This window comes from Polymorphum gilvum SL003B-26A1, from assembly GCF_000192745.1.
Taxonomy (GTDB): Bacteria; Pseudomonadota; Alphaproteobacteria; order Rhizobiales; family Stappiaceae; genus Polymorphum; species Polymorphum gilvum.
Genome location: NC_015259.1, coordinates 398,817 through 424,447 on the forward strand (window position 1 = coordinate 398,817; position 25,631 = coordinate 424,447).

Sequence of the window (25,631 nt, forward strand, 5' to 3'; positions counted from 1 at the left end):
GCCGCGAAACAGGAATGCCTGTTCGGGAAATCGGCCCTCAGTAGCCGTTCTTTCCATCCTGCTGTCGAAGGGCGTCCAATTGTCGCCGTTCCCGCTTGGTCGGCCGTCCCGACCCCTGTTCGCGCTGGCCTTGCGGCAGGTCGCCGGGCACTGGGTTGTCCGGCGGGGGAGGAGACAGGTCCTCGTACAGGGCCCTGGCCTCGGGAGCAGGCCCGCGCCGGGATCCGAGCGCGGCGATCTTCAGGACCAGGACCTTCCGGTCGAGCGTGATCGTCAGCACATCGCCGATCCGGACCGCCTTGCTGGCAGAGGCGATCTTCTCCCGGTTGAGCCGGACTTGTCCGGCAAGCGCAAGCTTCTGGGCGAGAGTGCGCGATTTCGCCACCCGGGCGAACCAGAGCCATTTGTCGATGCGCTGGGTAGCTTGCCCCGGCGCTGCGGGTGCCGTCCCGGAAATTACTTCTCGCCTTTCTCCATCGAGGCCTTGAGTGCCATCAGGGCGGCGAAGGGCGAATCCGGGTCGACCGGCTTGTCGCGCCGGGGCGCCTTGTCGCGCTGGCCAGCCGGCTTGCCGGCGTTCCGGCGCTCTTCCCGCCGATCCGGTCCGCTGCTCTTGTGGCGTTGGTCGGCCTCCTTGCGGTGCTCGCCGCCCTGGGTGTCCTTGCCGCGGCGTGGGCCGTGCGGACGCTTGTCGCCGCGACCCTTGCGCTCGCCGCGCTGCTCGCCGTCGCCCTGCGACCGGCCAGGCCGCTCGGGACGGCCGGGGCGCCAGATCTCGATGACGACGGTTGTGCTGGCTTCCGTTTCGCCCTGCGCCTGGGGCTCAGGTTGTCCGGATGCGGTTGGCTCGTCCGCGGCGGCCAACTCGGATGCGTCAGCCAAGTCGGCTGCTGGCTCGGTGGCAGCTTGCGCCTCTGTCTTCGCCGTGCCGGCATCCGCATCCGCTTGTGTCGGAGCGGGTGCGTCGTCCGTGGCCGGGGCGGCCTCCGTGCCGCTTTCGCCTGCGGCGCCCGCCTCGGCGACAGGCACAACAGCGGGCGCGGGCGGAAGATCCACTTCGCGCCGCTCCAGCCGGTAGCCGAGCGACTTGAGGATCGCGGAGAAATCCTCGCCGGCGCAGCCGAGCAGCGACGTCATGGCGACGGTCACGGTGAAGCCGCCGCCCTGCGCGATGGCGCCGTCCGGAGGCGCGACCTCCTTGTCGAGCGGCTTCCAGGCAATCAGAGGTCTGATCAGGTCTGCAAGGCGTTCGAGGATATCGATGCGCACGGCGCGCGGGCCGCAGACCCGGAATCCAACCACCTTGTAGAGCGCCTTGTCGATCTGCGGGTCGACCGGGATCGACGTGCGGCCCGAGGCCGAAAGCTGCGGCAGTTCGGCCAGACCAGGCATGTCCGGCGTGCCATGCTTGAGCGCCCACAACTGGGCGAGCAGCTGGCTCGGCGCGGGCTTCAACAGGGCCGGGATATAGATGTTGTAGGCGCCGAAGCGGACGCCCAGCTTGCGCAGCGAGGCGCGCATGCCCTGGTCGAGCTGACGGACCTCGTTGGCCGCCTCCTGCCGCTCCAGGATGCCGAGCTGTTCGTAGATGCGGTAGGCAACGCCGCGGGCGAGGCCTTCCAGTCCCTCGGCCTGGCGCAGGTCCTCAAGCGGTTTGAGCAGCGTGCCGACATGTGCCTTGATCCACAAGTCGATGCGGGCCTGGACCTTCTCACGCGCCGGCCCGGTCAACTGGTCGTCGGCGAGCAGCAGGAAGTGCGGCGTGAGCGCGGTGTCGCCGGCGGTCAGGCGCGCGACCGGCTCGCCCTGCCAGCGCAGGGTGCCGTCGGTGGCCAGGATGAAGTCCTCGTTGCCGGCGCGCGACAGCCGGTCGGCACGGCTTTCGATCTCGCTTGCCAGCGCCTTCTGGGCGGCAGCGCGCACGGCCTTGCCTTCCGGTCCGTCCGCAGCCGCGTCGGGCGCGAAGCGGAAACCCTGGAGGTGGCCAATGTGCTGTCCCTCGACGAGGACGTCTCCACTCGGCGTGATTTCCGCTTCCAGCATGGCGTTCTCTCTCAAACGTCGCATCAAAACGCTGGTCCGTCTGTCGACGAACCGTTGGGTCAACCGGTCGTGCAGGGCGTCCGACAACTTGTCTTCGATCCCGCGGGTGACACCCTGCCAATGGGCGGGATCCTTCAGCCAGTCGGCCCGATTGGCGACGAACGTCCAGGTACGAATATGGGCGATCCGGTTCGCCAGAGTGTCGATATCACCATCTGTGCGGTCCGCGAAAGCCAATTGACGCTGAAACCAGTCCTCGTCGATGGCGCCGTGGCGGACGAGATGGGTGTAGAGATGCGTCAGCAGATCCGCGTGGTTCGCCGGCGCAATCTTGCGATAGTCCGGAACCTGGCAGACGTCCCACAGCAATTCGATCCGTGCCGGCGTCGTCGCCAGTGCGCGGATCTCGTCGTCACGGGCGGCATGGTCGAGCGCCATGATGTCGTCGCCGGGCGGGGCGCGGGTCAGGCCATCCTCGCGCGGTGGCAAGTCGAGCGCGTTTCGCAGCGCGGCCAGGGACGAAAAGTCCAGCAGGCTGTTCCGCCACTGGAATACTTTCAGGGCATCGAAGCGGTGGCTTTCGATGGTCTCGACCAGGTCGTCAGCCAGCGGGTCGACCCGGCCGGTGACGCCGAAGCTGCCGTCGCGCGTATGGCGGCCGGCACGGCCGGCGATCTGGCCCATCTCGGCGGGCGACAGTGCCCGGTACTGATAGCCGTCGAACTTGCGGTTGCCCGCGAAGGCGATGTGGTCGACGTCGAGGTTGAGCCCCATGCCGATGGCGTCGGTTGCAACCAGATAGTCGACGTCGCCATTCTGGAACAGCTCCACCTGGGCGTTGCGGGTACGCGGGCTGAGCGAGCCGAGCACGACCGCGGCACCGCCGCGCTGGCGCCGGATCAGTTCGGCAATGGCATAGACCTCTCCGGACGAGAAGGCGACAACCGCGGAGCGGGTCGGCAGGCGGGAAATCTTCTTCGAGCCGGAATAGCTCAGCACCGACATGCGCGGCCGGGTGACGACGTTGAGGCCGGGGATCAGCTTCTCCAGCAGCGGCCGCGCCGTCGCGGCACCCAACAGCAATGTTTCGGAGCGTCCGCGCAGGTTCAGGATACGGTTCGTGAAGACATGGCCGCGCTCCAGATCGCCGGCCAGTTGCACCTCGTCGATGGCAACGAACTCGGTATCGAGGTCGAGCGGCATCGCCTCGACGGTGGAGACCCAGAACCGCGGCGCCGCCGGAATAATCTTCTCCTCGCCGGTGATCAGGGCGACGGCGGCCTCGCCCGCCCGCGCCACCAGCCGGCCATAGACCTCGCGTGCGAGCAGGCGCAGCGGCAGGCCGATGAGACCCGACGGCTGGGCGATCATGCGTTCGATCGCCAGATGGGTCTTGCCGGTGTTGGTCGGGCCCAGAACCGCGGTCACGGTCTTCGACCGTGCCGCAGGCGGGAGCGGCATGTTCTGTCGTGGAGGCATCGCGGAGGAAAGCTTCGTTGCAGCCTTGCTGGTGAACGGGCCCGGGTTCTCTCGGCTGGCTGTCTAGCACAGGCCGCTCCGCTCTGTCCCGCATCTTTTTCCCGCCGCAAGCGGGGTCGGGCGCGCCCCGCAAGACGGAAAAAGGAAAGCCGGTCGGGCGTGATGCCATGCGGATTGGTCCTAAGATTCGAGGCGTAAAAGAACGACTCTGGAACAAAGGCCGACCGAATCGCTGACTCGGCACGATTCAGGATTCGTTCTGTACGAGATCTAGTCTCCTGGGTCTTTGAAGCCACAAAATCCTGAATCGCGCCAAATATTTAGCCTGGATCCGGCGTCGGCGCGGAACTTGGTGCGTTCCGCAGCAATCGTCGAGAAGCGGTTAACGTGTGCATCGAATTTCGCACCCGCATCGGCAAGATTGCGGAACAGCGGCGAACGCAGCGGGCACGAATCACTTGTCGAGGCGGGTTTCCGTTCTGTTCATGCCGGATATGGTGCATGCAAACCTGGCAGGCACAACATCTCGCTTGATGCTGGCCGTCTCCTCCAGGCGGTGTGATCCGGCGGTTAAGGCCTGTGTGCCAAATCGGAGCAGGAATATCGTCACCGCCATATTGAAACGGGAGCGAAAGCCGTGCGTTATGGGAACGCCCGCCCGGCAGACGCAGCCACTCGCCAGAGAATCGCCAAAGGATCGTATGAGTCGCCTCACCGAAGCGCTCGACCTTGCCGAGCAGATCGGCCGCCTCGAAACAGCGCAGGATGTCTCGGCGCGCCTCGGGGCACTTGCGCGCGACTATGGGTTCCATGCCCATGTGCTTGCCAGCTTCCAGGGCCCCGGCACGGTGGCCGAACCCCGAATCCTGGCGGCCGGCTGGGCGCAAGAATGGCAGGAGCGCTATCTGGTCAACCAGTATGCGGTCGACGATCCGGTGGTGGTGCGCGCGACGCTTGCATCCATGCCGTTCAGGTGGTCGGACGCCCTCAACGAGCCCTGGGTGACGCCGAGGGGCGTGCGCGTCTTCGACGAGGCGCGCGCGTTCCGCCTCTGCGACGGCGTCTTCATCCCGGTCTACGGGCCGAAAGGTCTGGAGGGTGGCCTTTCGCTCGGCGGCGAACGCGTCGACGTCGGCGCCGAGGAGCTTAAGGCCCTGCATCTGGTCGGGCTCTACGCCTACGACCATGTGCGCGCGCTCAGCCAGGGCGATCCGGCCTGGTCGGCGGGCACTCTGACGCCGCGCGAACTGGAATGCCTGAAATGGGTCGCGGCGGGCAAGACGAGTTGGGAAATCAGTCAGGTTCTCGGCATTTCCCGCCATACAGCTGACTGGTATCTGGCCGAAGCGGTGCGCAAGCTCGGCGCGGCCAACCGAACCCATGCGGTCGCCGAGGCATTTCGCCGCGCGATGATCGGCTGAGGCTGCCGGCCGGCTTTCCTTACGCTACGGCGCCGGCTAGAACGTTTCTTGTCATTCCTCCGGAGGGCTCGTCCTTGGCCATTCGCAAGATTCTCGTTGCCAACCGCTCCGAAATCGCCATCCGGGTGTTCCGGGCCGCCAATGAGCTGGGCCTGCGCACGGTGGCGGTGTTTGCCGAGCAGGACAAGCTCGCCTTGCACCGGTTCAAGGCGGACGAGGCCTATCAGGTCGGCCGGGGGCTGGGGCCGATCGAGGCCTATCTGTCGATCGACGAGATCCTGCGCGTGGCCCGCCTGGCGGAGGTCGACGCGATCCATCCCGGCTACGGATTCTTGTCGGAAAGTCCTGAATTTGCAGAGGCTTGCGAACGGGAGGGGATCGTCTTCATCGGCCCCAGGCCGGACACCATGCGCCGGCTCGGCAACAAGGTGGCGGCGCGCAACCTGGCGATCGAGGCCGGCGTGCCGGTAATGCCGGCGACGGAACCGCTGCCGGACGCGTTGCCGGAGATCGCCGCGCAGGCGGCGGCGATCGGCTATCCGCTCATGCTGAAGGCATCCTGGGGCGGCGGCGGGCGCGGCATGCGCGTCATCCCAGACGAGAAATCCCTTCTGAAAGAAGTGGTTGCCGCCAAGCGCGAGGCCAGGGCAGCGTTCGGCAAGGACGAGATCTACCTGGAAAAGCTGGTCGAGCGCGCCCGCCACGTCGAGGTCCAGATCCTCGGCGACGGCCATGGAAACCTCGTCCATCTCTACGAGCGCGACTGCTCGATCCAGCGTCGTCACCAGAAGGTGGTGGAGCGCGCGCCGGCCCCCTATCTGGTGCCGGAGGACCGCCGGAAACTCGCCGGATATGCGCTGGCGATCTGCGAATCGGTAAGCTACCGCGGCGCCGGCACGGTCGAGTTCCTGATGGATGCCGACACCGGCGCCATCTACTTCATCGAGGTCAACCCGCGCATCCAGGTCGAGCACACGGTGACCGAGGAAGTCACCGGCATCGACATCGTCAAGGCGCAGATCCGCATTGCCGGCGGGGCGCGGATCGGCAGCCCGGACAGCGGCGTGCCGGTCCAGGACGACATCCGCCTCAACGGCCACGCCCTGCAGTGCCGGATTACGACGGAGGATCCGGAACAGGCCTTCATCCCCGACTATGGCCGCATCACGGCCTACCGGGGCGCGACCGGCTTCGGCATCCGCCTCGACGGCGGAACGGCCTATTCCGGCGCGGTGATCACCCGCTACTACGATCCGCTGCTGGAGAAGGTCACGGCCTGGGCGCCGACGGCAGAGGAGGCCTGCCGGCGCATGGACCGGGCGCTGCGCGAGTTCCGCATCCGTGGCGTGGCGACCAACCTGGCGTTCCTGGAGAACATCGTTGGCCACCCGAGCTTCCGCGCCAACGACTACACGACCCGCTTCATCGACGAGACACCGGAGCTGTTCGCCCAGGTCAGGCGCCAGGACCGGGCGACCAAGCTCTTGACCTACATCGCCGACGTCTCCGTCAACGGCCATCCGGAGACCCGCGCGCGCATCCGCCCGCCGCAGGACGCGCCGCGTCCCGAGGCGCCGGACTTCGGCACCGTCAAGCCGGCGGGAACGCGACAGTTGCTGCAGGAACTCAGTCCGAAGGGCTTCGCCGACTGGATGAAGGCGCAGAAGCAGGTTCTGGTGACCGACACGACGATGCGCGACGCGCATCAGTCGCTGCTTGCCACCCGCATGCGCAGCCACGACATTGTGGCGATTGCCGACGCCTACGCGGCCGCCCTGCCGCAGCTGTTGTCGCTGGAATGCTGGGGCGGGGCGACCTTCGACGTCGCCATGCGCTTCCTCACCGAGGATCCGTGGGAGCGGCTTCGGCTGATCCGGCACAAGGCGCCCAACATCCTTTTGCAGATGCTGCTGCGCGGCTCGAACGGCGTCGGCTACACCAACTATCCCGACAACGTGGTGCGATTCTTCGTCAAGCAGGCGGCCGACACCGGCGTCGACCTGTTCCGCGTGTTCGACTGCCTGAACTGGGTCGACAACATGCGCGTCGCCATGGACGCGGTGCAGGAAGCCGGCAAGCTGTGCGAGGGCGCGCTGTGCTACACCGGCGACCTCACCGACAGCGCCCGGCCGAAATACGACCTGAAATATTATGTCGGCCTCGCCCGCGAACTGGAGGCTGCCGGCGCACACATCCTCGGCATCAAGGACATGGCCGGTCTGCTCAAGCCGGCGGCCGCGCGCCTGCTGGTCCGGGCGCTGAAGGAGGAGACCGGCCTGCCGATCCACTTCCACACCCACGACACCTCGGGCCTCTCGGCGGCCAGCGTGCTTGCCGCCGTGGAAGCCGGCGCGGATGCGGTCGACGCGGCCATGGACGCGCTGTCGGGCCTGACGTCGCAGCCCTGCCTCGGCTCGGTCGTCGAGGCGTTGCGCGGCGGCGACCGCGACCCCGGCCTCGATCCGCAGGCGATCCGCCGGATCTCGTTCTACTGGGAAGCGGTGCGCACGCAATACCGCGCCTTCGAGAGCGACCTGCGGGCCGGCGCCTCCGAGGTCTACCTGCACGAGATGCCGGGTGGCCAGTTCACCAACCTCAAGGAACAGGCGCGCTCGCTCGGGCTGGAGACGCGTTGGCATGAGGTCGCCCAGGCCTATGCCGACGCGAACATGATGTTCGGCGACATCGTCAAGGTGACGCCGTCGTCCAAGGTGGTCGGCGACATGGCGCTGATGATGGTGAGCCAGGGGCTGACCGTGGCGGACGTGGAGAACCCGGACAAGGACGTGGCCTTCCCGGACTCCGTCCTGCAGATGCTGCGCGGCGACCTCGGCCAGCCGCCGGGCGGCTGGCCTGCGGCACTGCAGGAGAAGGTGCTGAAGGCGATGGCGCCGATCACGGTGCGGCCGGGCTCGCTGCTCGCGGAGGAGAACCTGGAGGCGCGGCGCGCCGAGGCGGCGGAGAAGACCGGGCTTGCGATCGACGATGCCGCGCTCGCGTCCTATCTCATGTATCCGAAGGTGTTCACCGACTTCGCCAGGGCCCAGGCGCAATACGGTCCGACCTCGGTGCTGCCGACGCCGGTCTATTTCTACGGCCTGGAGCCGGGCGAGGAGATCCTGGTCGACCTGGAACCCGGCAAGACCCTGGTGGTGCGCTGCCAGGCGTTCGGCGAGACGGACGAGCGGGGCGAGAAGAAGGTGTTCTTCGAGCTGAACGGCCAGCCGCGCATCGTCAAGGTGCCGGACCGTGCCCACGGCGCGGCGGGCACGGCGGTGCGGCGCAAGGCGGAGAGCGGCAACGAGACCCATGTCGGCGCGCCGATGCCGGGGGTCGTCTCGGGCGTCGCGGTCAGCGCCGGCCAGGCGGTCAAGGCCGGCGACGTGCTGGTGTCGATCGAGGCGATGAAGATGGAGACGGCGCTGCACGCCGAACGCGACGGCACCATCGCCGAGGTGCTGGTGACGCCGGGCAGCCAGATCGACGCCAAGGACCTGCTGGTGGTGTTCCAGGCATAGTCCGCGAACGCCTGCGCGCCGGGCGTCCGGTCTCAGGCCCTGACCAGCGACAGCAGGGGTTCGAAGGCGTACAGGCCCGAGCGCCGCCCGGCAGGCGATTCCAGCGTCTGGAGCAAACCGGCATCGACCAGGGCTCTGGTGAACCGTTGCGCCGTTGGGGAAGGAATACCGGACTTGCTGGTGAAGACGTTGTTCCTGAAGATCGGCCGTGAAAAGACGAAGTCGAGAGCAGTGGTGCTCCACTGCGAAGACAGTGTGAGCCTGAAGCGATCCTTCATCTCTTCGTAAAGCGTTCGGATTTGCTCCGCGATCAGCAGATTCTCCTGAGCCTGTTGTTCAAGGGCGTCGAGGAAGAACAGTATCCATGACGTCCATTCGTCACTGCCGGATACCGCGCGCATCTTGTCGATATAGTCGTCGCGATTTTTCTCGAAGTAGCCGCTGATATAGAAATGCGGTGCGGAGATCAGGCTGCTCTTCCACAGCATCAAGGTGATCAGCATCCGGCCAATTCGCCCGTTGCCATCCTTGAAGGGATGGAGGGCTTCGAATTCCAGATGGGCGATCGCGGTCTTGATAAGTTCTTCAGATGGGTCGGATTCGATATATCCGAAGAGGGTGTCCAGTCCGGATTCCAGCTGTTCCGGAGAAATGGGTATGAACATTATCTTCTTTTTGGTCCTGTCGACGAGGTAATTCTGCTCCTTCTTGAATTCGCCGGGCGACAGCTGCGCACCCCGGCCGAAACCGAGCAGAACCTTGTGCGCCGATCGTATGAGCCATTTGGAGAGCGGTGCGCCGTCTTCGAGACTGTTTTGTGCCTGCCTGAGGGCTCTGGAGTAGAGAAAGACCTCTATCGCCTCGCTTCGGTATCGGGCGTCGTCGTGACCGTCATCCCCTTCCTGGTCGGCCTCGTAGCGGAGCACCTCGTCGAGCGTGCTAACCGTCCCCTCGATTCTCGACGAGACCACGGCCTCCTGCCTTCTGAGCGGAGCCAGAAGGATCTGGCTGTTGTGCATGTTCTTCAGCATCTGGTCATAGCGAGCGAGCGCAGCGGATGCCCTCGCCAACGGCTTGATCAAGGCGGCATAGTCGAGACTTTCGGGCGGGAATCGCCCATAGTGATAGGTGACCGCACCATCGGCCGCCAAGTCGTCCATACCTTGGATCATTTGTCTCTCATATTTCGCAGAAAGTGATACGCAACGCCACTCGATGTGAACTTATGCGAGACAAGAGCATTTGTCTCTCATATTTCGCGTTTCATGCGACACAAATGCGTTTGACTCGCACAGATGACACGCAAGGTCTTTCGTGGCGCAGATCGGCGTGATCCGAGAGACAAACCCGGGCTGCATCGGGGGCTGGCGACCCGAAGGCCGCGGCCGTCGGCTTCCCCCTGCTATTCGGCCGCTGCGGCGAGGCAGGTCTGGCGGTGGTCGTCGGCGTGGCCGATCCACAGGTCCAGAAATTCGTGCAGCCAGGCACGGACGGCGCCATCGAAGATGTAGCGCCCGGCGAAATGATCGTGGCGCTGCTGGGCGCCGGGCAGGGCCATGCGCGGTGCGCCCTTGGTGGTCCAGCGCACCATCATGGCGTGGGTCAGCTCGGGGTGGAACTGGATGCCGTAGGCGGCCGGGCCGTAGCGGATTGCCTGGTTGCGGTAGGTTTCGCCCTCGGCCAGCAACTCGCAGCCGGCGGGCAGGTCGAAGCCCTCGCGGTGCCACTGGTAGACCCGCCCCGGCCATTTCATCAGCGCCCTGCCGCTGTCGGTCGGGCGAAGGGGGTAATAGCCGATCTCGACCAGACCGTCGTTGTGGCAGCAGACCTTGCCGCCGAGGTAGCGCACCATCATCTGGGCGCCGAGGCAGATGCCGAGAAATGGCTTCTTCTCCTTCAGCGGCACGCCGATCCAGTCGATCTCGCGCTGAACGAAGGCGTCGCTGTCGTTGGCGCTCATCGGTCCGCCGAAGATGACGGCGCCGGCGTGATCGGCCAGCGTGCGGGGCAGGCTGTCGCCGAAGCGTGGCTTGCGGATGTCGAGGGCGAAGCCGCGCTTGACCAGTTCCTGCCCGACGCGTCCGGGCGAGGAATTCTCCTGATGCAGGACGACGAGCACGCGCGGCCGGGCCGGCTGCTCCAGGCTCTGGAATCTCATGGGCAAAGGATAACCGGCGCAGCGAGCGCGGTCGAGCCTTCGCAGTGCAGAAAAATCAGCTTTCGGCCTGATCCCGCGCCACTTTCTGGCGCAGCGCGAGGCGGTCGCGCGAGGATACGCCGAGCAGTTCGGCGACACGCCAGATGGTGTTGTCCTCGAATTCGTGGACATGGCCGTCGGCGTAGACGATCTCCCACATCATCTCGACGATCTTCAGCCGCTCCTCGGCGTCGGTCTTGCGCTTGAGCACCGAGGTGAAGCCGTAGAGGTCGACTGCCTCGTTGTCGCGGTCGCCGGCCAGCTTGATCAGCTCATCGGTATCGGCGTCGGACAGGCCATAGTGGCTCTGCAGGATGGCGCGCAGCTTGCGGCTCTCGGCCTCGTCGACCACGCCGTCGACACCGGTGACATGGAACAGCAGGGCTGCCGCTGCGAGGCGGTGATCGTCGGCGGCAAAGGTCAGCTTCTCGCTCTCTCCGAAAGTGACGTCCCTGATGAAGCGCTTGAAGGCCGTGAGCATGCGGTCGGTCCGGTTCCTGCCTTGGAAGGGTTCAGGGTATGCAATCGGGCAGTGCCGGGCAATGCCCGATGCGGGCAGATCCGCGAAATCCCGGCCATGTCCGACCTGCCTGGCGGCATGTTTCAGTTTTGAATTCTTCTAATATATTGATTTATCAAGATTTATAACTTGACAAATGGCCTCATGAAATGTTGTTTGCCTGCGAATGGCGCGGGATCCGCCGGCAAGCCCGAGCGCCCGGGGCTGCTGCCGTCCGCCCCGAACGGGGTCCATGGCCCTTGACTGCCAACCGAACGAGGTGTCGGACATGCGCTCTCTCAGACTGATGCTCCTGGCCGCCACGGCCATCGTGGCCGGGGCCGTTGTGACCGGGTCGGCTCTGGCCGATGCCCCGAAGCCAGCCGACGTGCTGGCGACCTACGGCGACGTCGCCCAGGCCGGCTACGAGGACAGCCTGGCGACGGCTCGTGCGCTCAAGGCGGCCGTCGAGGCGCTGGTCGCCAGTCCGTCGGACGACACGCTGGCGGCTGCCCGCCAGGCCTGGCTGGCGGCGCGCGTTCCCTACCAGCAGACCGAGGCGTTCCGCTTCGGCAACGCCATCGTCGACGATTGGGAGGGCAAGGTGAACGCCTGGCCGCTGGACGAGGGCCTGATCGACTATGTCGACACTGCCTACGGCGACAGCTCCGAGGAGAATCCGTTCTACGCCGCCAACGTCATCGCCAACCCGAAGCTGACGGTCGCCGGCGAGGAGATCGACGCCAGCGAGATCACCCCGGCGCTGCTGTCCGAGACGCTGCAGGAGGCCGGCGAGATCGAGGCCAACGTGGCGACCGGCTACCACGCCATCGAGTTCCTGCTCTGGGGCCAGGACCTGAACGGCACCGACGCGGGCGCGGGCGCGCGTCCGGCAAGCGACTACGACACCGCCAACTGCACCGGCGGCAACTGCGACCGCCGCATCGCCTATCTGCGGGCGGTGACCGACCTGCTGATCGCCGACCTGGAGGAGATGGCCGTGGCCTGGGCGCCGGGCGGGGCGGCGCGCGCGGAACTGGCCGCCAAGGGCGAGGGCGGCGGGCTGGCCACCATCCTCACCGGCATGGGCTCGCTGTCCTACGGCGAACTGGCCGGCGAGCGCATGAAGCTCGGTCTGATGCTGCACGATCCGGAGGAGGAGCACGACTGCTTCTCCGACAACACGCACCTGTCGCACTACTACGATGTCGTCGGCATCCGGAACGTCTATTTCGGCGAATACGCCCGCGTCGACGGTAGCAAGGTCGAAGGCGCATCGCTGGCCGACATGGTCGCCGCGCGGGACCCGGCGCTGGCCGAGGAGATGAAGGCCAGGCTCGACGCCACGCTGGCCGCCTTCGAGGCGCTGAAGACGCGCGCCGAGACGGTCGAGGCCTACGACCAGATGATCGGCGAGGGCAACGCCGAGGGGAACGCAGTGGTGCAGGCGGCCGTCGACGCGCTGGTCGACCAGACCCGCTCGATCGAGCGGGTGGTCGCCGTACTCGGCCTGGAGGCGATCGCCTTCGAGGGGTCCGACAGCCTCGACAATCCCTCGGCGGTGTTCCAGTAAGACGATGACGATTGCCTGGAGCCGCGGACGGAGAGCGGCCCCGGGCTCCCTGCCCGACAAGACGACAGGCTTGGGGCGCCTGCCGCAGGAGCCACGGACGCGAAACAGGTGGTCTGCGTGAACATGAAGCTGTCCCGATTGCTCGCGCCCGCGCTGCTGGGCGCGATGGTCGCCCTGCCGTCCGCCGCGGGCGAACCGCTCGCCCACCGCGACGATCTCACGCAGGCCGACCGCGCCAGGGTCGAGGCGGTGCTGGCGCCGCCGGTCGACTACTCAAAGGCCGAGCCGTTCGAGGCGATGAGCGGCGGCGCGGCAACCTCGCGCAAGCGGATCAACCGCGACGCGTTTTCCCACCCGTCCGCCAATCTTAGCTTCGAGCAGCAGCAGACCTTCCGGGTCGGCAACGGCATCTTCCGCAAGATGTGGGTGTCGGCGCCGTCCTCGACCCAGGCCTCCGACGGGCTCGGCCCGCTCTACAACGCTCGCTCCTGCCAAGGCTGCCACCTGAAGGACGGCCGCGGAAGCCCGCCGGCGCCGGGCGCAGACGCAGTGTCCATGTTTCTGCGCCTGTCGGTGCCGCCGCGCAGCGAGGCCGAGCGTCAAGCACTGGCAGAGCGTCGGCTGTCTCATATCCCCGAGCCGACCTACGGCACCCAGCTGCAACTGTTCGGCGTGCCGGGGCTTGCCGGCGAAGGCCGCTTCGACATCGAGGTCGAGGAGATCGAGGTGGCGCTCGCCGGTGGCGAGACCGCGGTGCTGCAGAAACCGGTCTACCGGATCCACTCGCTCGGCTACGGCCCGATGGACCCGGAGACGATGATTTCGCCGCGCGTCGCGCCGCAGATGATCGGTCTCGGCCTGCTGGAGGCGATCCATTCCGGCGACATCCTCGCCATGGCCGACCCGGAGGACGCCGACGGCGACGGCATCTCCGGCCGACCGAGCTTCGTGCGCGATCCGGACACGGGCGCGGTCGTGCTCGGCCGCTTCGGCTGGAAGGCCTCGACGCCGAGCGTGCGCGAGCAGAGCGCCGGCGCCTTTTCCGGCGATATCGGCATCTCGACGCCTGGCCATCCCGACCCCTATGGCGACTGCACCGCCGCCCAGACCGCCTGCCGGGCGATGCCGACCGGTGTGCAGGAACGACTCGGCGACACGGAAGCGCCCGATCCGGTGATGGATCTGGTCACCTTCTACTCGCAGAACCTCGCCGTACCGGCACGGCGCAATGCCGACGACCCGACCGTGCTCGCCGGCAAGGAGATCTTCCACGCGATCGGCTGCGCCTCCTGCCACCGGCCGACCTACGTGACCCGCCGCGACGCCGACACCGAAGCGCACCGGTTCCAGCTGATCTGGCCCTATACCGACCTGCTGCTGCACGACATGGGCGAGGGGCTGGCCGACCATCGTCCGGTCGGCGATGCCTCGGGCACGGAATGGCGCACCGCGCCGCTGTGGGGCATCGGCCTGACCGAGACGGTCAGCGGCCACACCCGCTTCCTGCACGACGGGCGCGCGCGCAACCTCCTGGAGGCGGTGCTGTGGCACGGCGGCGAAGCGCAGGCCGCGCGCGAGGCCGTCGTCGCGCTGGAACCGGAGCAGCGCGCCGCCCTGATCCGCTTCCTGGAGTCGCTGTGATGCGCCGCCTGCTCGCCGCCTTCGGACTGCTTGCGGGGCTTGTCGGGCCGGCCGCTGCAGTCGACTACGCGGGTTTCGTCGAGGCCGGGCTTACGGGCTTTATCCGCCCGGCGACGCAGGCCTTCGCGGACACAGCGGCCGATCTGGCGCCGGCGGTGCGAAGCGTCTGCGCGGCACCATCGGAGACGACACGCCGGACCTTCGCCGAGGTCAATTCCGCCACCATCCGCGCGCTCGGTCGCATCGGTTTCCTGCGTTTCGGGCCGCTGGCCGAGAGTCACCGGCTGGAACGGCTCGCCTTCCTGCCCGATCCGCGCGGCATCGGCCAGCGCCAGATCCGTAAGCTGGTCGCCGACCGCGATCCTTCCGCGCTCGATACCGCCCAGCTCGCGGCCAAGAGCGTCGCCGTGCAGGGACTGACCGCGCTGCAGATTGTTGCCTTCGACGACGCCGGAGCGGTTGTGCTCGGCGGCGACGGCGAGGAGGCCGCCTTCCTGTGCGGCTATGCGGCAGCGATCACGGACAACGTCGGGCGCATCGGCGCGGAGGTGGCCTCGGGCTGGGCGGATCCGGCCGGCTACAGCCGGACGCTGCTTGAGCCGGCGCCCGATGCGCCCGTGCTGCGCTCGCCGAAGGATGCGGCCGAACAGATCTTCAACGCGCTGGTGACCGGGCTCATCGTGGTCAAGGACCAGGACCTTCTGCCGGCGCTCGGCAAGGGCGTCGACAGCGCCAGGGCGAACCGCATCCCGTTCTCGCGCAGCGGCGACGGCGTCGCCTATCTGACGGCGGAGATCGAGGGCTTGCACGACGCCTGGCTGGCCGCCGGCTACGAGCGCGACCTCGACGCCGAAGGCGCCTGGATCCCGGCCTCGCTCGCCTTTGAATTCGCCAACGCGCTGAAGGCGCTCGCCGGCGTCCCCGCCCCGGTGCGCCGGTCGATGGCCGATCCCGCGACCTATGACAGGCTCGCCTATCTCGTCCTTGTCCTGAACAGCCTGCGGGACATGATGGCGCTTAACCTTGCAGGCTCGCTCGGCATGACCGGAGGGTTCAATGCGCTGGACGGCGACTGAGCGCACACGCCTCGACCGACGCGGCTTTCTGGCCGCCCTGGGCGGGGCCACGGCCGGTGCATTGGCGCTCGACCCCCGCACGGCTTATGCCGTCGAGCTGCTGATTGGGGCCGATCCCGAGGAGCCGCTGTTCGCCAGCGCGCGCCGCAACGCCGATGGCCGGCATGCCGTCGCGGTCATGACGGCGGACGGTCGCGACCTGATCGAGGTGCCGCTGCCCGGCCGCGGTCACGGCATTGCGGTGTCGCCGGACCGGCGCCGGCTGATGGCCTTCGCGCGCCGGCCGGGCACGTTCGCCGTGTTGTTCGACCGCGACGGGCGGAGCGCGCCGCAGGTGATCGCCTCGCCGGCGGGCCGGCATTTCTACGGCCACGGTGCCTTCTCGCCCGACGGGCGGCTGGTCCTTGCGGTGGAAAACGACTTCGAAGCGGCGCGCGGCGTCGTCGGCCTCTACGACGTCAGCGGGCCGGCGGTGCGCCGGCTGGGGGAGATCGACACCTTTGGCGTCGGTCCGCACGACCTGCTGTTCGCCGACGGCGGCCGGACGCTGGTCGTCGCCAACGGCGGCATCGAAACCCATCCGGACCACGGGCGCGACAAGCTCAACCTCGACACCATGCGGCCCTCCGTCGTGTTCCTCGACGCCGCGAGTGGCACGCTGCTCGCCGAGCACAGGTTGTCGGACGATCTGCACCAACTGTCGCTGCGCCACATGGGCCTCGACGCGCGAGGGCGCGTCTGGGTCGGCGGCCAGTTCGAGGGCGATCCGGGCCTGACGCCGCCGCTGGTCGCCCGCCTTGCGCGGGACGAGGCGCCGCTCGTGCTCGGGGCGCCGGCGGCGGTCGCGCGCAGCCTGCACAACTACGTCGGGTCGGTCGCAGTCAACGTGGCCGGCGACGTGGTCGCCACTTCCTGCCCGCGCGGCGGGCGCGTGCTCTACTGGGACGCAGCGAGCGGCGCGCTGCTCGGCGCGCAGGATATCGCCGACGGCTGCGGCCTCGCCCCGATCGACGAGACTGGCTTCCTCGTTTCGGATGGTTTCGGCGCGCTCAGCTACGTGCCCGACCCGACCGCCCGGCCGGAAGTCCTCGGCCGCCCGGCCGGCGTCGCCTGGGACAACCACATGGCGGCGCTGTAGGCCCGTCCCAGGACGCGACCCTTGCGGGCCTTACAACTCGTGCAGCACCTGGGCGGCGCGCACGGCGGCGGAGGCGCGGTTCTCGACGCCGAGCTTGGCGTAGATCTGTTCCAGGTGCTTGTTCACCGTGCGGGGGCTGAGACCGAGAATGTCGCCTATGTCGCGATTGGCCTTGCCCTTGGCGATCCACAGCAGAACCTCCGCCTCGCGCGCGGTGAGACCGAAATGTCGGCGCAGGGTCTCGTCCTGATTGGGATGGTCGGCGGTGGTCAGACGGAACAGAAATTCGTCCGGCCCGATCGGTCCGAGATAGTGCATCTGCAAGGCGACGCCGGGCGCGAGGTCGAGCGCGAAGGAGGCAGCGCGCGGGGCCGGCGCGTCGGTAGCCAGCCAGGAGGCGAGGCGGGCGGTCAGCAGGGTCTCGCCGCCGGTCTGGGCGAGAGCCGCGTCCAGCGCCTGGCGGGTCTGCGGGGTCGACCAGACCGGCAGGCCGGCGGCAGAGACGGCGATCAGGTGGCGGCCGGCGGCGTCGAGCGCGATGCGCGCGCTCTGCACCTGGCGGGCGTTGGCAAGATGCACGCGGATGCGCGCCTGTAACTCGTCGATGTTGATCGGCTTGGTCAGGAAGTCCACTCCGCCAGACTCCAGCGCATGGACGACATGCTCGGTCTCGCTCAGGCCAGTCATGAAGATCACCGGCACGTGCTGCAGGGCCGGCCGGGTCTTGATGCGCCGGCAGGTCTCGAAGCCGTCCATCTCGGGCATCACCGCGTCCATCAGCACCATGTCGGGCGTCACCCGCTCGGCGACGGACAGCGCGGCCTGGCCGCTGGTGGCGACCAGCACGGTGACGCCGGAGCGTTCCAGCGCCTGGGTCAGGAAGCCGAGCGTCTCCGGGCTGTCGTCGACGACGAGCACGATGTCGCGCTCAGGAACCCCGTTGGTCATCCTCGCCCAATCCTTTCAGCACCGCCCGGTAGCCGGCGAAGTCGAACTTCTCGATGTGGCCGCGCAAGGCGGCGACCACGGCGGCATTGTCCGGCTCCTCGGCCAGTTGGCTGAGCTTGGCCTCAATGCCGTGAACATAGCCGATCTCGCCGAGGCTGATCAGGTCGCGCACATGGGCGGCGCCCGGGCTCTTGAAGCGGATCGGCGCGCCGCCGGCAGCAACCGCCGGCGCGGGCGCGGCGTCGACCTTGCCATCGGCGGCGTTCGTGAAGGTCCATTCCAGGCCGAGGTGTTTCTCCAGCTTGTCGAGCAGCTGGCGCAGGTCGAAGGGCTTGGCCAGCGTGTCGTTGTGCAGCGCCTCGCCGGTTGGCCGCGAGGCACCGTCGCCGATGTTGGCCGACAGCATGATCACCGGCGCCGCATGACCGACCGCCCGCAGGCGGGCGACAAGCTCCCAGCCGGTCATGCCGGGCATGGAAATGTCGACCAGGAACAGGTCCGGGACGACCTCGGCGACAAGGGCGAGGCAGCGCGGGCCGTCCTCGGCGGTGAGCACGACGAAGCCGAGCGGGGCGAGGATCTCGGTCATCAGCTCGCGGTGGTCGAGGTTGTCGTCGACGACCAGCACCGTGCGGCGCGGTCCTGCGTATCCGGTCGGCCGGCGCTCCAGCGCCGCGGCCGGCTTCGGGTCGGCGACGGCGGCAAGCATCAGGCGCACCTCGAAGGTACTGCCGCAGCCCGGTGCGCTGTCGACCCGTATGGCGCCGCCGAGCGTCTCGGCCAGGAGCTTGGTGATGGTCAGGCCGAGGCCGAGGCCGGGGGTCTTCTTCAGCCGGTCCTCCTCGCCGCGGCCGAAGGCCTCGAAGATGCGCGGCAGGTCGACCGGGGCGATGCCGCGGCCGGTGTCGGTGACGCGGAAGGTCGCCACCTGCGAGCGGTAGCCGACCTCCAGGCCGATCGCGCCGGTGTCGGTGAATTTCAGCGCGTTTGACAACAGGTTGACCAGGATCTGGCGCAGCCGCTTCTCGTCGGTGCGCACGACGGCAGGCAGGTTGTCGGCACGCGCGAAGGAGAAGCCGAGGCCCTTGGCCTGGGCCTGCAGGCGGAACATGGCGACGATCTGGTCGAGGAAGTCGTGGATGTTGATCTCGTTGGAATAGACCTGCAGCCGGCCGGCCTCGATGCGCGAGATGTCGAGCAGGCCGTCGATCAGGCCGGAGAGATGCTCGGCCGAGCGGCGGATGACGTTGATCGAGGCCTTGCGCTCGCGCGGGATCGCTTCGTCGCGCTCCAATACCTGGGCATAGCCGAGCACGGCGTTGAGCGGCGTGCGCAGTTCGTGCGACAGGCCGACGACGTAGCGGCTCTTGGCGAGGTTCGCTGCCTCGGCGGCTTCCTTCGCCTTCTGCAGCGCGGCATCGGTCCGCCGGTGGGCCTCGATCTCCTTCAGCAGCAGCGCCGTCTGGCGCGCCGATTCCTCCTCCGCCACGTGGCGGGTGTCGTGGGCGAGCACCAGGAACCAGGCGGCGATGCCGGCCAAGATGGCGAAGACGAAGAAGATCAGCGCGACGGTCTGGCCGACGACGCCGCTGTCGTCGGGCCGATAGACGGCGGCCTGATGGTAGATGACCAGCAGGGCGAGACCGATCGCGGCGATGGCCAGCGTCGAGGTGACGAGATAGCGGCCGAGGCGGGTGCGCAGACGGGCGAGCACCGGCGCCGGCAGCACGCGCTCGGCCAGGCTGCCGACCTGGTGGGCGACGCGCGCCTTCGGCTTGCACAGGTCGTGGCAGCGGGCGTCGAGCGAGCAGCACAACGAGCAGATCGGCGCTTGGTAGGCGGGGCAGTAGGCCATGTCCTCTGGCTCGAACGGGTTCTCGCAGATCGAGCAGGTGATCGCCAGCTTTGACTGCCAGTGCCGGCGCGGCTTGCGCGCGAGGTAGTAGCGGCCCCTGGTCAGCGCGGCGATGGCCGGCGCGGCAAGAAAGGCGATCGCCATGGCGAGGAAGGTGGCAAGCGCGGCCGCCTCGCGGCCGAACCAGCCGTAATGGGCGACGAGGGCGACCGTCGCGGCCAGCACCATGGCGCCGGTGCCGACCGGGTTGACGTCATGGAGATGGGCGCGCTTGAACTCGATGCCCGGCGGCGACAGGCCGAGCGGCTTGTTGACGAACAGGTCCGCCGAGATCGCCGACAGCCAGGCCATGGCGACGATTGAGAAGACGCCGAGCGTCTCCTCCAGCAGCCGGTAGATGCCGAGTTCCATCAGCAGCAGTGCGATGCCGACATTGAACACCAGCCAGACGACCCGGCCCGGATGGCTGTGGGTCAGGCGGGAGAAGAAGTTCGACCAGGCGAGCGAGCCGGCATAGGCGTTCATGACGTTGATCTTGAGCTGCGACACCACCACGAAGGCGGCCATCAGCAGCAGTGCGGCCTGCTCGGACGGCAGCATGTAGCCGAAGGCGACGGCGAACATGCGCGAGGGCTCGTCGGCATGCTCGACCGGGATGCCGGCGGACAGCACGAGCACGGCGAGGAACGAGCCGGCGAGCATCTTCGGCGCGCCGAGCACGACCCAGCCCGGGCCGGCGAGGAACAGCGCCAGCCGATGACGCCTGCGCAACGGTTCCTGCTCGGGCAGGAAGCGCAGGAAGTCGACCTGTTCGCCGATCTGCGCCATCAGCGCCAGGATCACTGCGGCGGCGGCGCCGAACTGCAGCAGGTCGATGGGGTTGCTGCCCTCCGGTCGGAGCGTGCCGGTTGCCGGGTCGATGCCGGCGAAGTCGAGCCAGGCGCCGAAGGCCTGCCAGTCGGCGGCGGCGATGAAGGCGAAGGGGGCGATGTTGAGCACGATCCAGAACGGCTGGGTGACCAGCTGGAACCGGCTGATCAGCGCGATGCCGTGGGTGACCAGCGGGATGACGGCCAGCGCGCTGACGATGTAGCCGATCCACAGCGGCAGGCCGAAGGCGTATTCGAGCGCGCTCGACATGATCGAGGCCTCGATGGCGAACAGGATGAAGGTGAAGCTGGCATAGATCAGCGAGGTGACGGTCGAGCCGATGTAGCCGAAGCCGGCGCCGCGGGTGAGCAGGTCGATGTCGACGCCGTGGCGCATGGCGGTGCGCGCGATCGGCAGGCCGACGACGAGCAGCACGAGGCTGCCGGCGAGGATGGCGACGAAGGCGTTGGCCGTGCCGTAGGACAGCGTGATGGCGCCGCCGATGGCCTCCAGCGCGAGGAAGGAGATGGCGCCGATGGCGGTCTGCGAGATGCGGGCGGAGGAGAAGCGGCGCGCGCTCTTGGCGGTGAAGCGCAGCGCATAGTCCTCCAGGGTCTGGTTGTTGACCCACTGGTTGTACTGTCGCCGCACCGGCAGGATGCGCTGACGCGCCGTCATTCAAACCGCCTTGTTCCTAGGCAACTGCCTAAATTGCGATCAGGCGCCCGGCGGCGCTCGACGCGCCGCAGAGGAAAACCTCAAGCCACCGCCGCCTCCCGGCCCGCTTCGCCACCTTTGTGCCGGATCGCTTGCCGGATCGCTTGCCGGTCGTTTTGCACGGATCGTGCCGGTTTCTTGCCCAGCCGCGACCTGCGCGGCGGACGATGGCGGCGTCGTCTGCGCGAATGGCGCAGGCGGCTTACGTCAATCGACGTATATGGCGGTGCAGCATTCCGTCCGACGATCCCTGCGACGGCCGCCCGACGGCAGGCCGCAGACCGACCGCACGGTCCAGGGAAAGGGGAACATCATGAACAACAAGCTGGCGGCCCGCTCGGCGGGCCTGGTTCTGGCTAGCCTGATGGCGTCGACGATCATGACCGGTGCCATGGCGCAGGAGGACACCATCAAGGTCGGCATCCTGCATTCGCTGTCGGGCACGATGGCGATCTCCGAGACGACCCTCAAGGACGTCATGCTGATGCTCATCGAGGAGCAGAACAAGAAGGGCGGCCTGCTCGGCAAGAAGCTCGAGGCCGTGGTCGTCGACCCGGCCTCCGACTGGCCGCTGTTCGCGGAGAAGGCGCGCGAGCTGATCTCGGTCAACAAGGTCTCGGCCGTGTTCGGCTGCTGGACCTCGGTGTCGCGCAAGTCCGTCCTGCCGGTGTTCGAGGAACTGAACTCGATCCTGTTCTATCCGGTCCAGTACGAGGGCGAGGAGAGCCAGCGCAACGTGTTCTACACCGGCGCGGCGCCCAACCAACAGGCGATCCCGGCGGTCGACTACCTGATGAACGAGGAAGGAGTCGAGCGCTGGGTGCTGGCCGGCACCGACTACGTCTATCCGCGCACGACCAACAAGATCCTCGAGGCCTACCTGAAGTCCAAGGGCGTGGCCGAAGAGGACATCATGATCAACTACACGCCGTTCGGGCATTCCGACTGGCAGACGATCGTGTCCGACATCAAGGCTTTCGGTTCGGCCGGCAAGAAGACCGCCGTGGTCTCGACCATCAACGGCGACGCCAACGTGCCGTTCTACAAGGAACTGGGCAACGCCGGCATCAAGGCCGAGGACATCCCGGTGGTCGCCTTCTCCGTCGGCGAGGAGGAACTCGCCGGCCTCGACACCGCGCCGCTGGTCGGCCACCTCGCCGCCTGGAACTACTTCCAGTCCGCCGACACCGAGATCAATGCCGAGTTCATCGACACCTGGCGCGCCTTCATCAAGGACGACAAGCGCGTCACCAACGATCCGATGGAGGCCCATTTCATCGGCTTCAACATGTGGGTGAAGGCGGTCGAGAAGGCTGGCACCACGGATACGGACGCGGTCATCGACGCGCTCATCGGCGTCAGCGTGCCCAACCTGACCGGCGGTTACTCGGCCATGATGCCGAACCACCACATCACCAAGCCGGTGCTGATCGGCGAGATCCAGGAAGACGGCCAGTTCGAGACCGTCTGGGAGACCACCGGCCTCGTCGTCGGCGACGAATGGTCCGACTACCTGGACGGCTCCAAGGACCTGATCGCCGACTGGCGCGCGCCGCTGTCGTGCGGGAACTTCAACGTCAAGACCGGCAAGTGCGGCGGCTCGGGGTCGTAAGCACGCGGACCATCGGGGAGGCGGCTGGATCGGCCCGCCTCCTCTTTCCCACTTGTCGTCCCGGACGAGCGGAACGCGATCCGGGACGACAACAAGGGAACAGCCTTTTTCTCCGGATGGGGTGCCGGTTTGAAATCGGCTTGACGAGGGCCCCACGGAACCGGAAGCAAGCCATGCCGCTTCTCAGAACCTTGATTTTCATTCTTGGAAGTCTCCTTCCTGCGCTCGCTCCCGTGCAGGCCCAGGGCGACCTTGCGGGCCTGCGCCCGCTGATCGACGCGCTCGCCAGGGGCGGCTTCAAGGAGACGGAGGCCCAGGTCGGCGCGCTGGCGGCGACCGGCAACCCGGCGGTGGCGCCGGCGCTCGAGGCGCTGGCCGAGGGCAATCTCTACGAGCGCAAGTCCGACGGTGCCGTCGTCATCGCCGTCAAGGCCGGCAGGGACATGGCCCGGGATATGGCGCTTACCGACCCGCTGAGCGGCGCGGCGCTGGGCGAGGCGGCAAGCCGGGACCTCGCCAAGATCAAGGTCAACAACAGCCTGCGCCGGGTTATCCGCTCCGCACTCGGCGCCCTGACGCTGATGGCGAAGGATCCGGCGGTGCGCCGGCAGGCGGCCGAGGCGGTGTTCAAGGCCCGCGATGCGGAGGCGGTCGAGGCGCTGGACGAGGCCATCGCCGCGGAGACCGACGCCGGCGTGCGCCGGCTGATGGAGCAGGCGCGGGCGGCCGCGGTGCTGGCCTCCGACCGGGCCGAGGACGAGAAGCGCGCTGCCGTCGACGTGCTGGCGGCGCGCGGCGACCGCGACGCGCTGTCGCTGCTGATCGGCCTGTCCGCCTCGGCGGAGGGAGCGTTGCGCGATGCGGCCGACACGGCGGTGACGCGCATCAACAAGTCGCTGGTCATGTGGGACGCGGCGCAGAACGTCTGGTACGGGCTGTCGCTCGGCTCGGTGCTGTTGCTCGCTGCCATCGGCCTCGCCATCACCTTCGGCGTCATGGGCGTGATCAACATGGCGCACGGCGAGATGGTGATGATCGGCGCCTATGTCACCTTCGTGGTCCAGGAGGTCATCCGCGGCTCGGCGCCGGGCTTGTTCGACTATTCGCTGCTCATCGCCCTGCCGCTGGCCTTCCTGGTCGCCGGCGCGGTCGGCATCGGCATCGAGCGCGGCATCATCCGCTTTCTCTACGGCCGGCCGCTGGAGACGCTGCTCGCCACCTGGGGCCTGTCGCTGATCCTGCAACAGGCGGTGCGGTCGCTGTTCGGGCCGACCAACCGCGAGGTCGGCAACCCTTCCTTCATGTCGGGGGCCTTCGATATCGGCCAGCTGACCATCACCTACAACCGGATGTGGATCGTCGTCTTCGCGCTGGTGGTGTTCGCCGGGCTGATCCTGGTGCTGAAGAAGACGTCCTTCGGCCTCTCCATGCGGGCGGTGACGCAGAACCGGCGCATGGCGGCGTCCATGGGCATCCGCACGCCGTGGATCGACGCCTTCACCTTCGGCCTCGGCTCCGGCATTGCAGGCATTGCCGGCGTGGCGCTGTCCCAGATCGACAACGTCTCGCCCAACCTCGGCCAGGGCTACATCATCGACAGCTTCATGGTCGTGGTGTTCGGCGGCGTCGGCAACCTGTGGGGCACGCTGGTCGGCGCCATAACGCTCGGGGTGGTGAACAAGTTCCTCGAGCCCTATGCCGGCGCCGTGCTCGGCAAGATCCTGGTGCTCGTCTTCATCATCCTGTTCATCCAGAAGCGTCCGCGCGGGCTGTTCGCCCTCAAGGGCCGGGCAGTGGAAGCATGATGACCTCATTCCTGTTCCGTGCCCTGGACAGGCGGGCGGGCCTGTTCCTCGCCGTCCTGCTGGCGATCACGATCGCCGTGCCGGCGCTCAACCTGCTGGTGCCGCCGTCGAGCCCGTTCCACGTGCCGACCTATGCGGTCACGCTGATGGGCAAGTACCTGACCTATGCGCTGCTGGCGCTGTCGGTCGACCTGGTCTGGGGCTACTGCGGCATCCTCTCGCTCGGCCACGGCGCCTTCTTCGCGCTCGGCGGCTACGCCATGGGCATGTACCTGATGCGCCAGATCGGCAGCCGCGGGGTGTACGGCGATCCGCTCCTGCCCGACTTCATGGTGTTCCTGAACTGGAAGGAACTGCCCTGGTACTGGCACGGCTTCGACATGTTCTGGTTCGCCGCGCTCATGGTGCTGGTCGTGCCGGGTGTGCTCGCCTTCGTGTTTGGCTGGTTCGCGTTCCGATCCCGCGTCACCGGCGTCTATCTGTCGATCATCACCCAGGCGCTGACCTACGCCCTGCTGCTCGCCTTCTTCCGCAACGACATGGGCTTCGGCGGCAACAACGGCCTGACCGACTTCAAGGACATCCTCGGCTTCAGCATCCAGGCCGACACGACCCGCGCCGGCCTGTTTGCCGCCTCCGGCATCGCGCTGATGCTCTGCTTCCTGGTCTGCAGGGCGGTGACGCGTTCCAAGCTTGGCAAGGTGCTGGTCGCGGTGCGCGACGCGGAAAGCCGCGCCCGCTTCCTCGGCTACCGGGTCGAACACTACAAGCTGTTCGTGTGGACCCTGTCGGCGATGATGGCCGGCCTTGCCGGCGCGCTCTACGTGCCGCAGGTCGGCATCATCAACCCGGGCGAATTCGCCCCGGCCAATTCCATCGAGGCCGTCATCTGGGTCGCCGTCGGCGGGCGCGGCACGCTGGTCGGGCCGGTGATCGGCGCCGTGGCGGTCAATTTCGGCAAGACCTGGTTCACCGCCGCGCTGCCGGACGTCTGGCTGTTCGCGCTCGGTGGGCTGTTCGTGGTGGTCACGCTGTTCCTGCCCAGAGGCATCGTCGGCACGCTCGGCCAGGGCTGGAGCGCGCTGCGCCAGCGCAGGGCCTCGGCCGCTGCGGAAGCCGGTGCGGACGAGCCGCCGTCGCTGCCGCCGAACAGCCCCGCGGCGACCGCCGCGCCGAAGCCGGCCGGCCCGACGCCGGTCAAGGTCCCCGCCGGGGCCGAACCCCAGCCCGCGGAGTAAG

General features: G+C 67.8%; 16 protein-coding genes. 9 read left to right on the top strand and 7 right to left on the bottom strand.

All coding sequences use genetic code 11. The annotated features are described in order from the left end of the window. Positions 1-37: 37 nt before the first annotated feature. A complete protein-coding gene (locus SL003B_RS01990) occupies positions 38-457 on the bottom strand; it encodes an RNA-binding S4 domain-containing protein (protein WP_041375317.1) in 420 nt (139 codons plus the stop codon). Beyond that, the gene (locus SL003B_RS01995; protein WP_041375318.1) at positions 457-3,504 is read right to left on the bottom strand and encodes a helicase-related protein; all 3,048 of its coding nucleotides are present in this window, start codon (positions 3,502-3,504) and stop codon (positions 457-459) included. Before SL003B_RS01995 ends, SL003B_RS01990 begins: the two co-directional genes overlap by 1 nt. 719 nt (positions 3,505-4,223) lie before the next feature. Here SL003B_RS01995 and SL003B_RS02000 point away from each other — a divergent pair. After that, entirely contained in the window at positions 4,224-4,943 is a 720-nt protein-coding gene (locus SL003B_RS02000) for a helix-turn-helix transcriptional regulator (RefSeq protein ID WP_013651160.1), read from the top strand. A 74-nt stretch (positions 4,944-5,017) separates the two neighbouring features. Then, a complete protein-coding gene (gene pyc, locus SL003B_RS02005) occupies positions 5,018-8,461 on the top strand; it encodes a pyruvate carboxylase (RefSeq protein WP_013651161.1) in 3,444 nt (1,147 codons plus the stop codon). A 32-nt stretch (positions 8,462-8,493) separates the two neighbouring features. Here the strand turns inward: pyc and SL003B_RS02010 are convergent, their stop codons facing one another. The 3 genes from SL003B_RS02010 to SL003B_RS02020 all read right to left on the bottom strand — a co-directional run bounded on the left by SL003B_RS02010 (position 8,494) and on the right by SL003B_RS02020 (position 11,139). Next, positions 8,494-9,633, bottom strand: a complete 1,140-nt coding sequence (locus SL003B_RS02010; RefSeq protein ID WP_013651162.1) for a Fic family protein — start codon at positions 9,631-9,633, stop codon at positions 8,494-8,496. Between the two features lie 230 nt (positions 9,634-9,863). Further along, positions 9,864-10,619, bottom strand: a complete 756-nt coding sequence (locus SL003B_RS02015; RefSeq protein WP_013651163.1) for a glutamine amidotransferase — start codon at positions 10,617-10,619, stop codon at positions 9,864-9,866. 55 nt (positions 10,620-10,674) lie between these two features. Continuing rightward, entirely contained in the window at positions 10,675-11,139 is a 465-nt protein-coding gene (locus tag SL003B_RS02020) for a tellurite resistance TerB family protein (RefSeq protein ID WP_013651164.1), read from the bottom strand. A 307-nt stretch (positions 11,140-11,446) separates the two neighbouring features. On the opposite strand from SL003B_RS02020, the gene SL003B_RS02025 reads away from it, so the two are divergent. The 4 genes from SL003B_RS02025 to SL003B_RS02040 all read left to right on the top strand — a co-directional run bounded on the left by SL003B_RS02025 (position 11,447) and on the right by SL003B_RS02040 (position 16,585). Further along, complete coding sequence (locus SL003B_RS02025; RefSeq protein WP_041375748.1) at positions 11,447-12,730, top strand: imelysin family protein; 1,284 nt, start codon at positions 11,447-11,449, stop codon at positions 12,728-12,730. Positions 12,731-12,853: 123 nt separating this feature from the next. Beyond that, positions 12,854-14,371 (top strand): di-heme oxidoreductase family protein, encoded by a 1,518-nt coding sequence (locus SL003B_RS02030; RefSeq protein WP_041375319.1) that lies wholly within the window; start codon positions 12,854-12,856, stop codon positions 14,369-14,371. After that, the gene (locus SL003B_RS02035) at positions 14,371-15,447 is read left to right on the top strand and encodes an imelysin family protein (RefSeq protein WP_013651167.1); all 1,077 of its coding nucleotides are present in this window, start codon (positions 14,371-14,373) and stop codon (positions 15,445-15,447) included. Before SL003B_RS02030 ends, SL003B_RS02035 begins: the two co-directional genes overlap by 1 nt. Beyond that, positions 15,428-16,585 (top strand): DUF1513 domain-containing protein, encoded by a 1,158-nt coding sequence (locus tag SL003B_RS02040; RefSeq protein WP_013651168.1) that lies wholly within the window; start codon positions 15,428-15,430, stop codon positions 16,583-16,585. Before SL003B_RS02035 ends, SL003B_RS02040 begins: the two co-directional genes overlap by 20 nt. Positions 16,586-16,615: 30 nt before the next feature. Here SL003B_RS02040 and SL003B_RS02045 read toward each other — a convergent pair whose 3' ends face one another. Continuing rightward, entirely contained in the window at positions 16,616-17,533 is a 918-nt protein-coding gene (locus tag SL003B_RS02045) for a response regulator transcription factor (RefSeq protein ID WP_013651169.1), read from the bottom strand. Then, positions 17,514-20,936, bottom strand: coding sequence for a hybrid sensor histidine kinase/response regulator (locus SL003B_RS02050; RefSeq protein WP_013651170.1), 3,423 nt, complete (start codon positions 20,934-20,936; stop codon positions 17,514-17,516). The genes SL003B_RS02045 and SL003B_RS02050 overlap by 20 nt, the downstream gene beginning before the upstream one ends. A 352-nt stretch (positions 20,937-21,288) precedes the next feature. Between SL003B_RS02050 and urtA the strand changes: the two genes are divergently transcribed. From urtA to urtC, 3 genes are all read left to right on the top strand, one after another. Then, a complete protein-coding gene (urtA, locus tag SL003B_RS02055) occupies positions 21,289-22,587 on the top strand; it encodes an urea ABC transporter substrate-binding protein (protein WP_013651172.1) in 1,299 nt (432 codons plus the stop codon). 173 nt (positions 22,588-22,760) lie between these two features. Next, the gene (urtB, locus tag SL003B_RS02060; protein WP_013651173.1) at positions 22,761-24,392 is read left to right on the top strand and encodes an urea ABC transporter permease subunit UrtB; all 1,632 of its coding nucleotides are present in this window, start codon (positions 22,761-22,763) and stop codon (positions 24,390-24,392) included. Continuing rightward, positions 24,392-25,630, top strand: coding sequence for an urea ABC transporter permease subunit UrtC (gene urtC, locus SL003B_RS02065; RefSeq protein WP_013651174.1), 1,239 nt, complete (start codon positions 24,392-24,394; stop codon positions 25,628-25,630). The genes urtB and urtC overlap by 1 nt, the downstream gene beginning before the upstream one ends. Position 25,631: the final 1 nt, after the last annotated feature.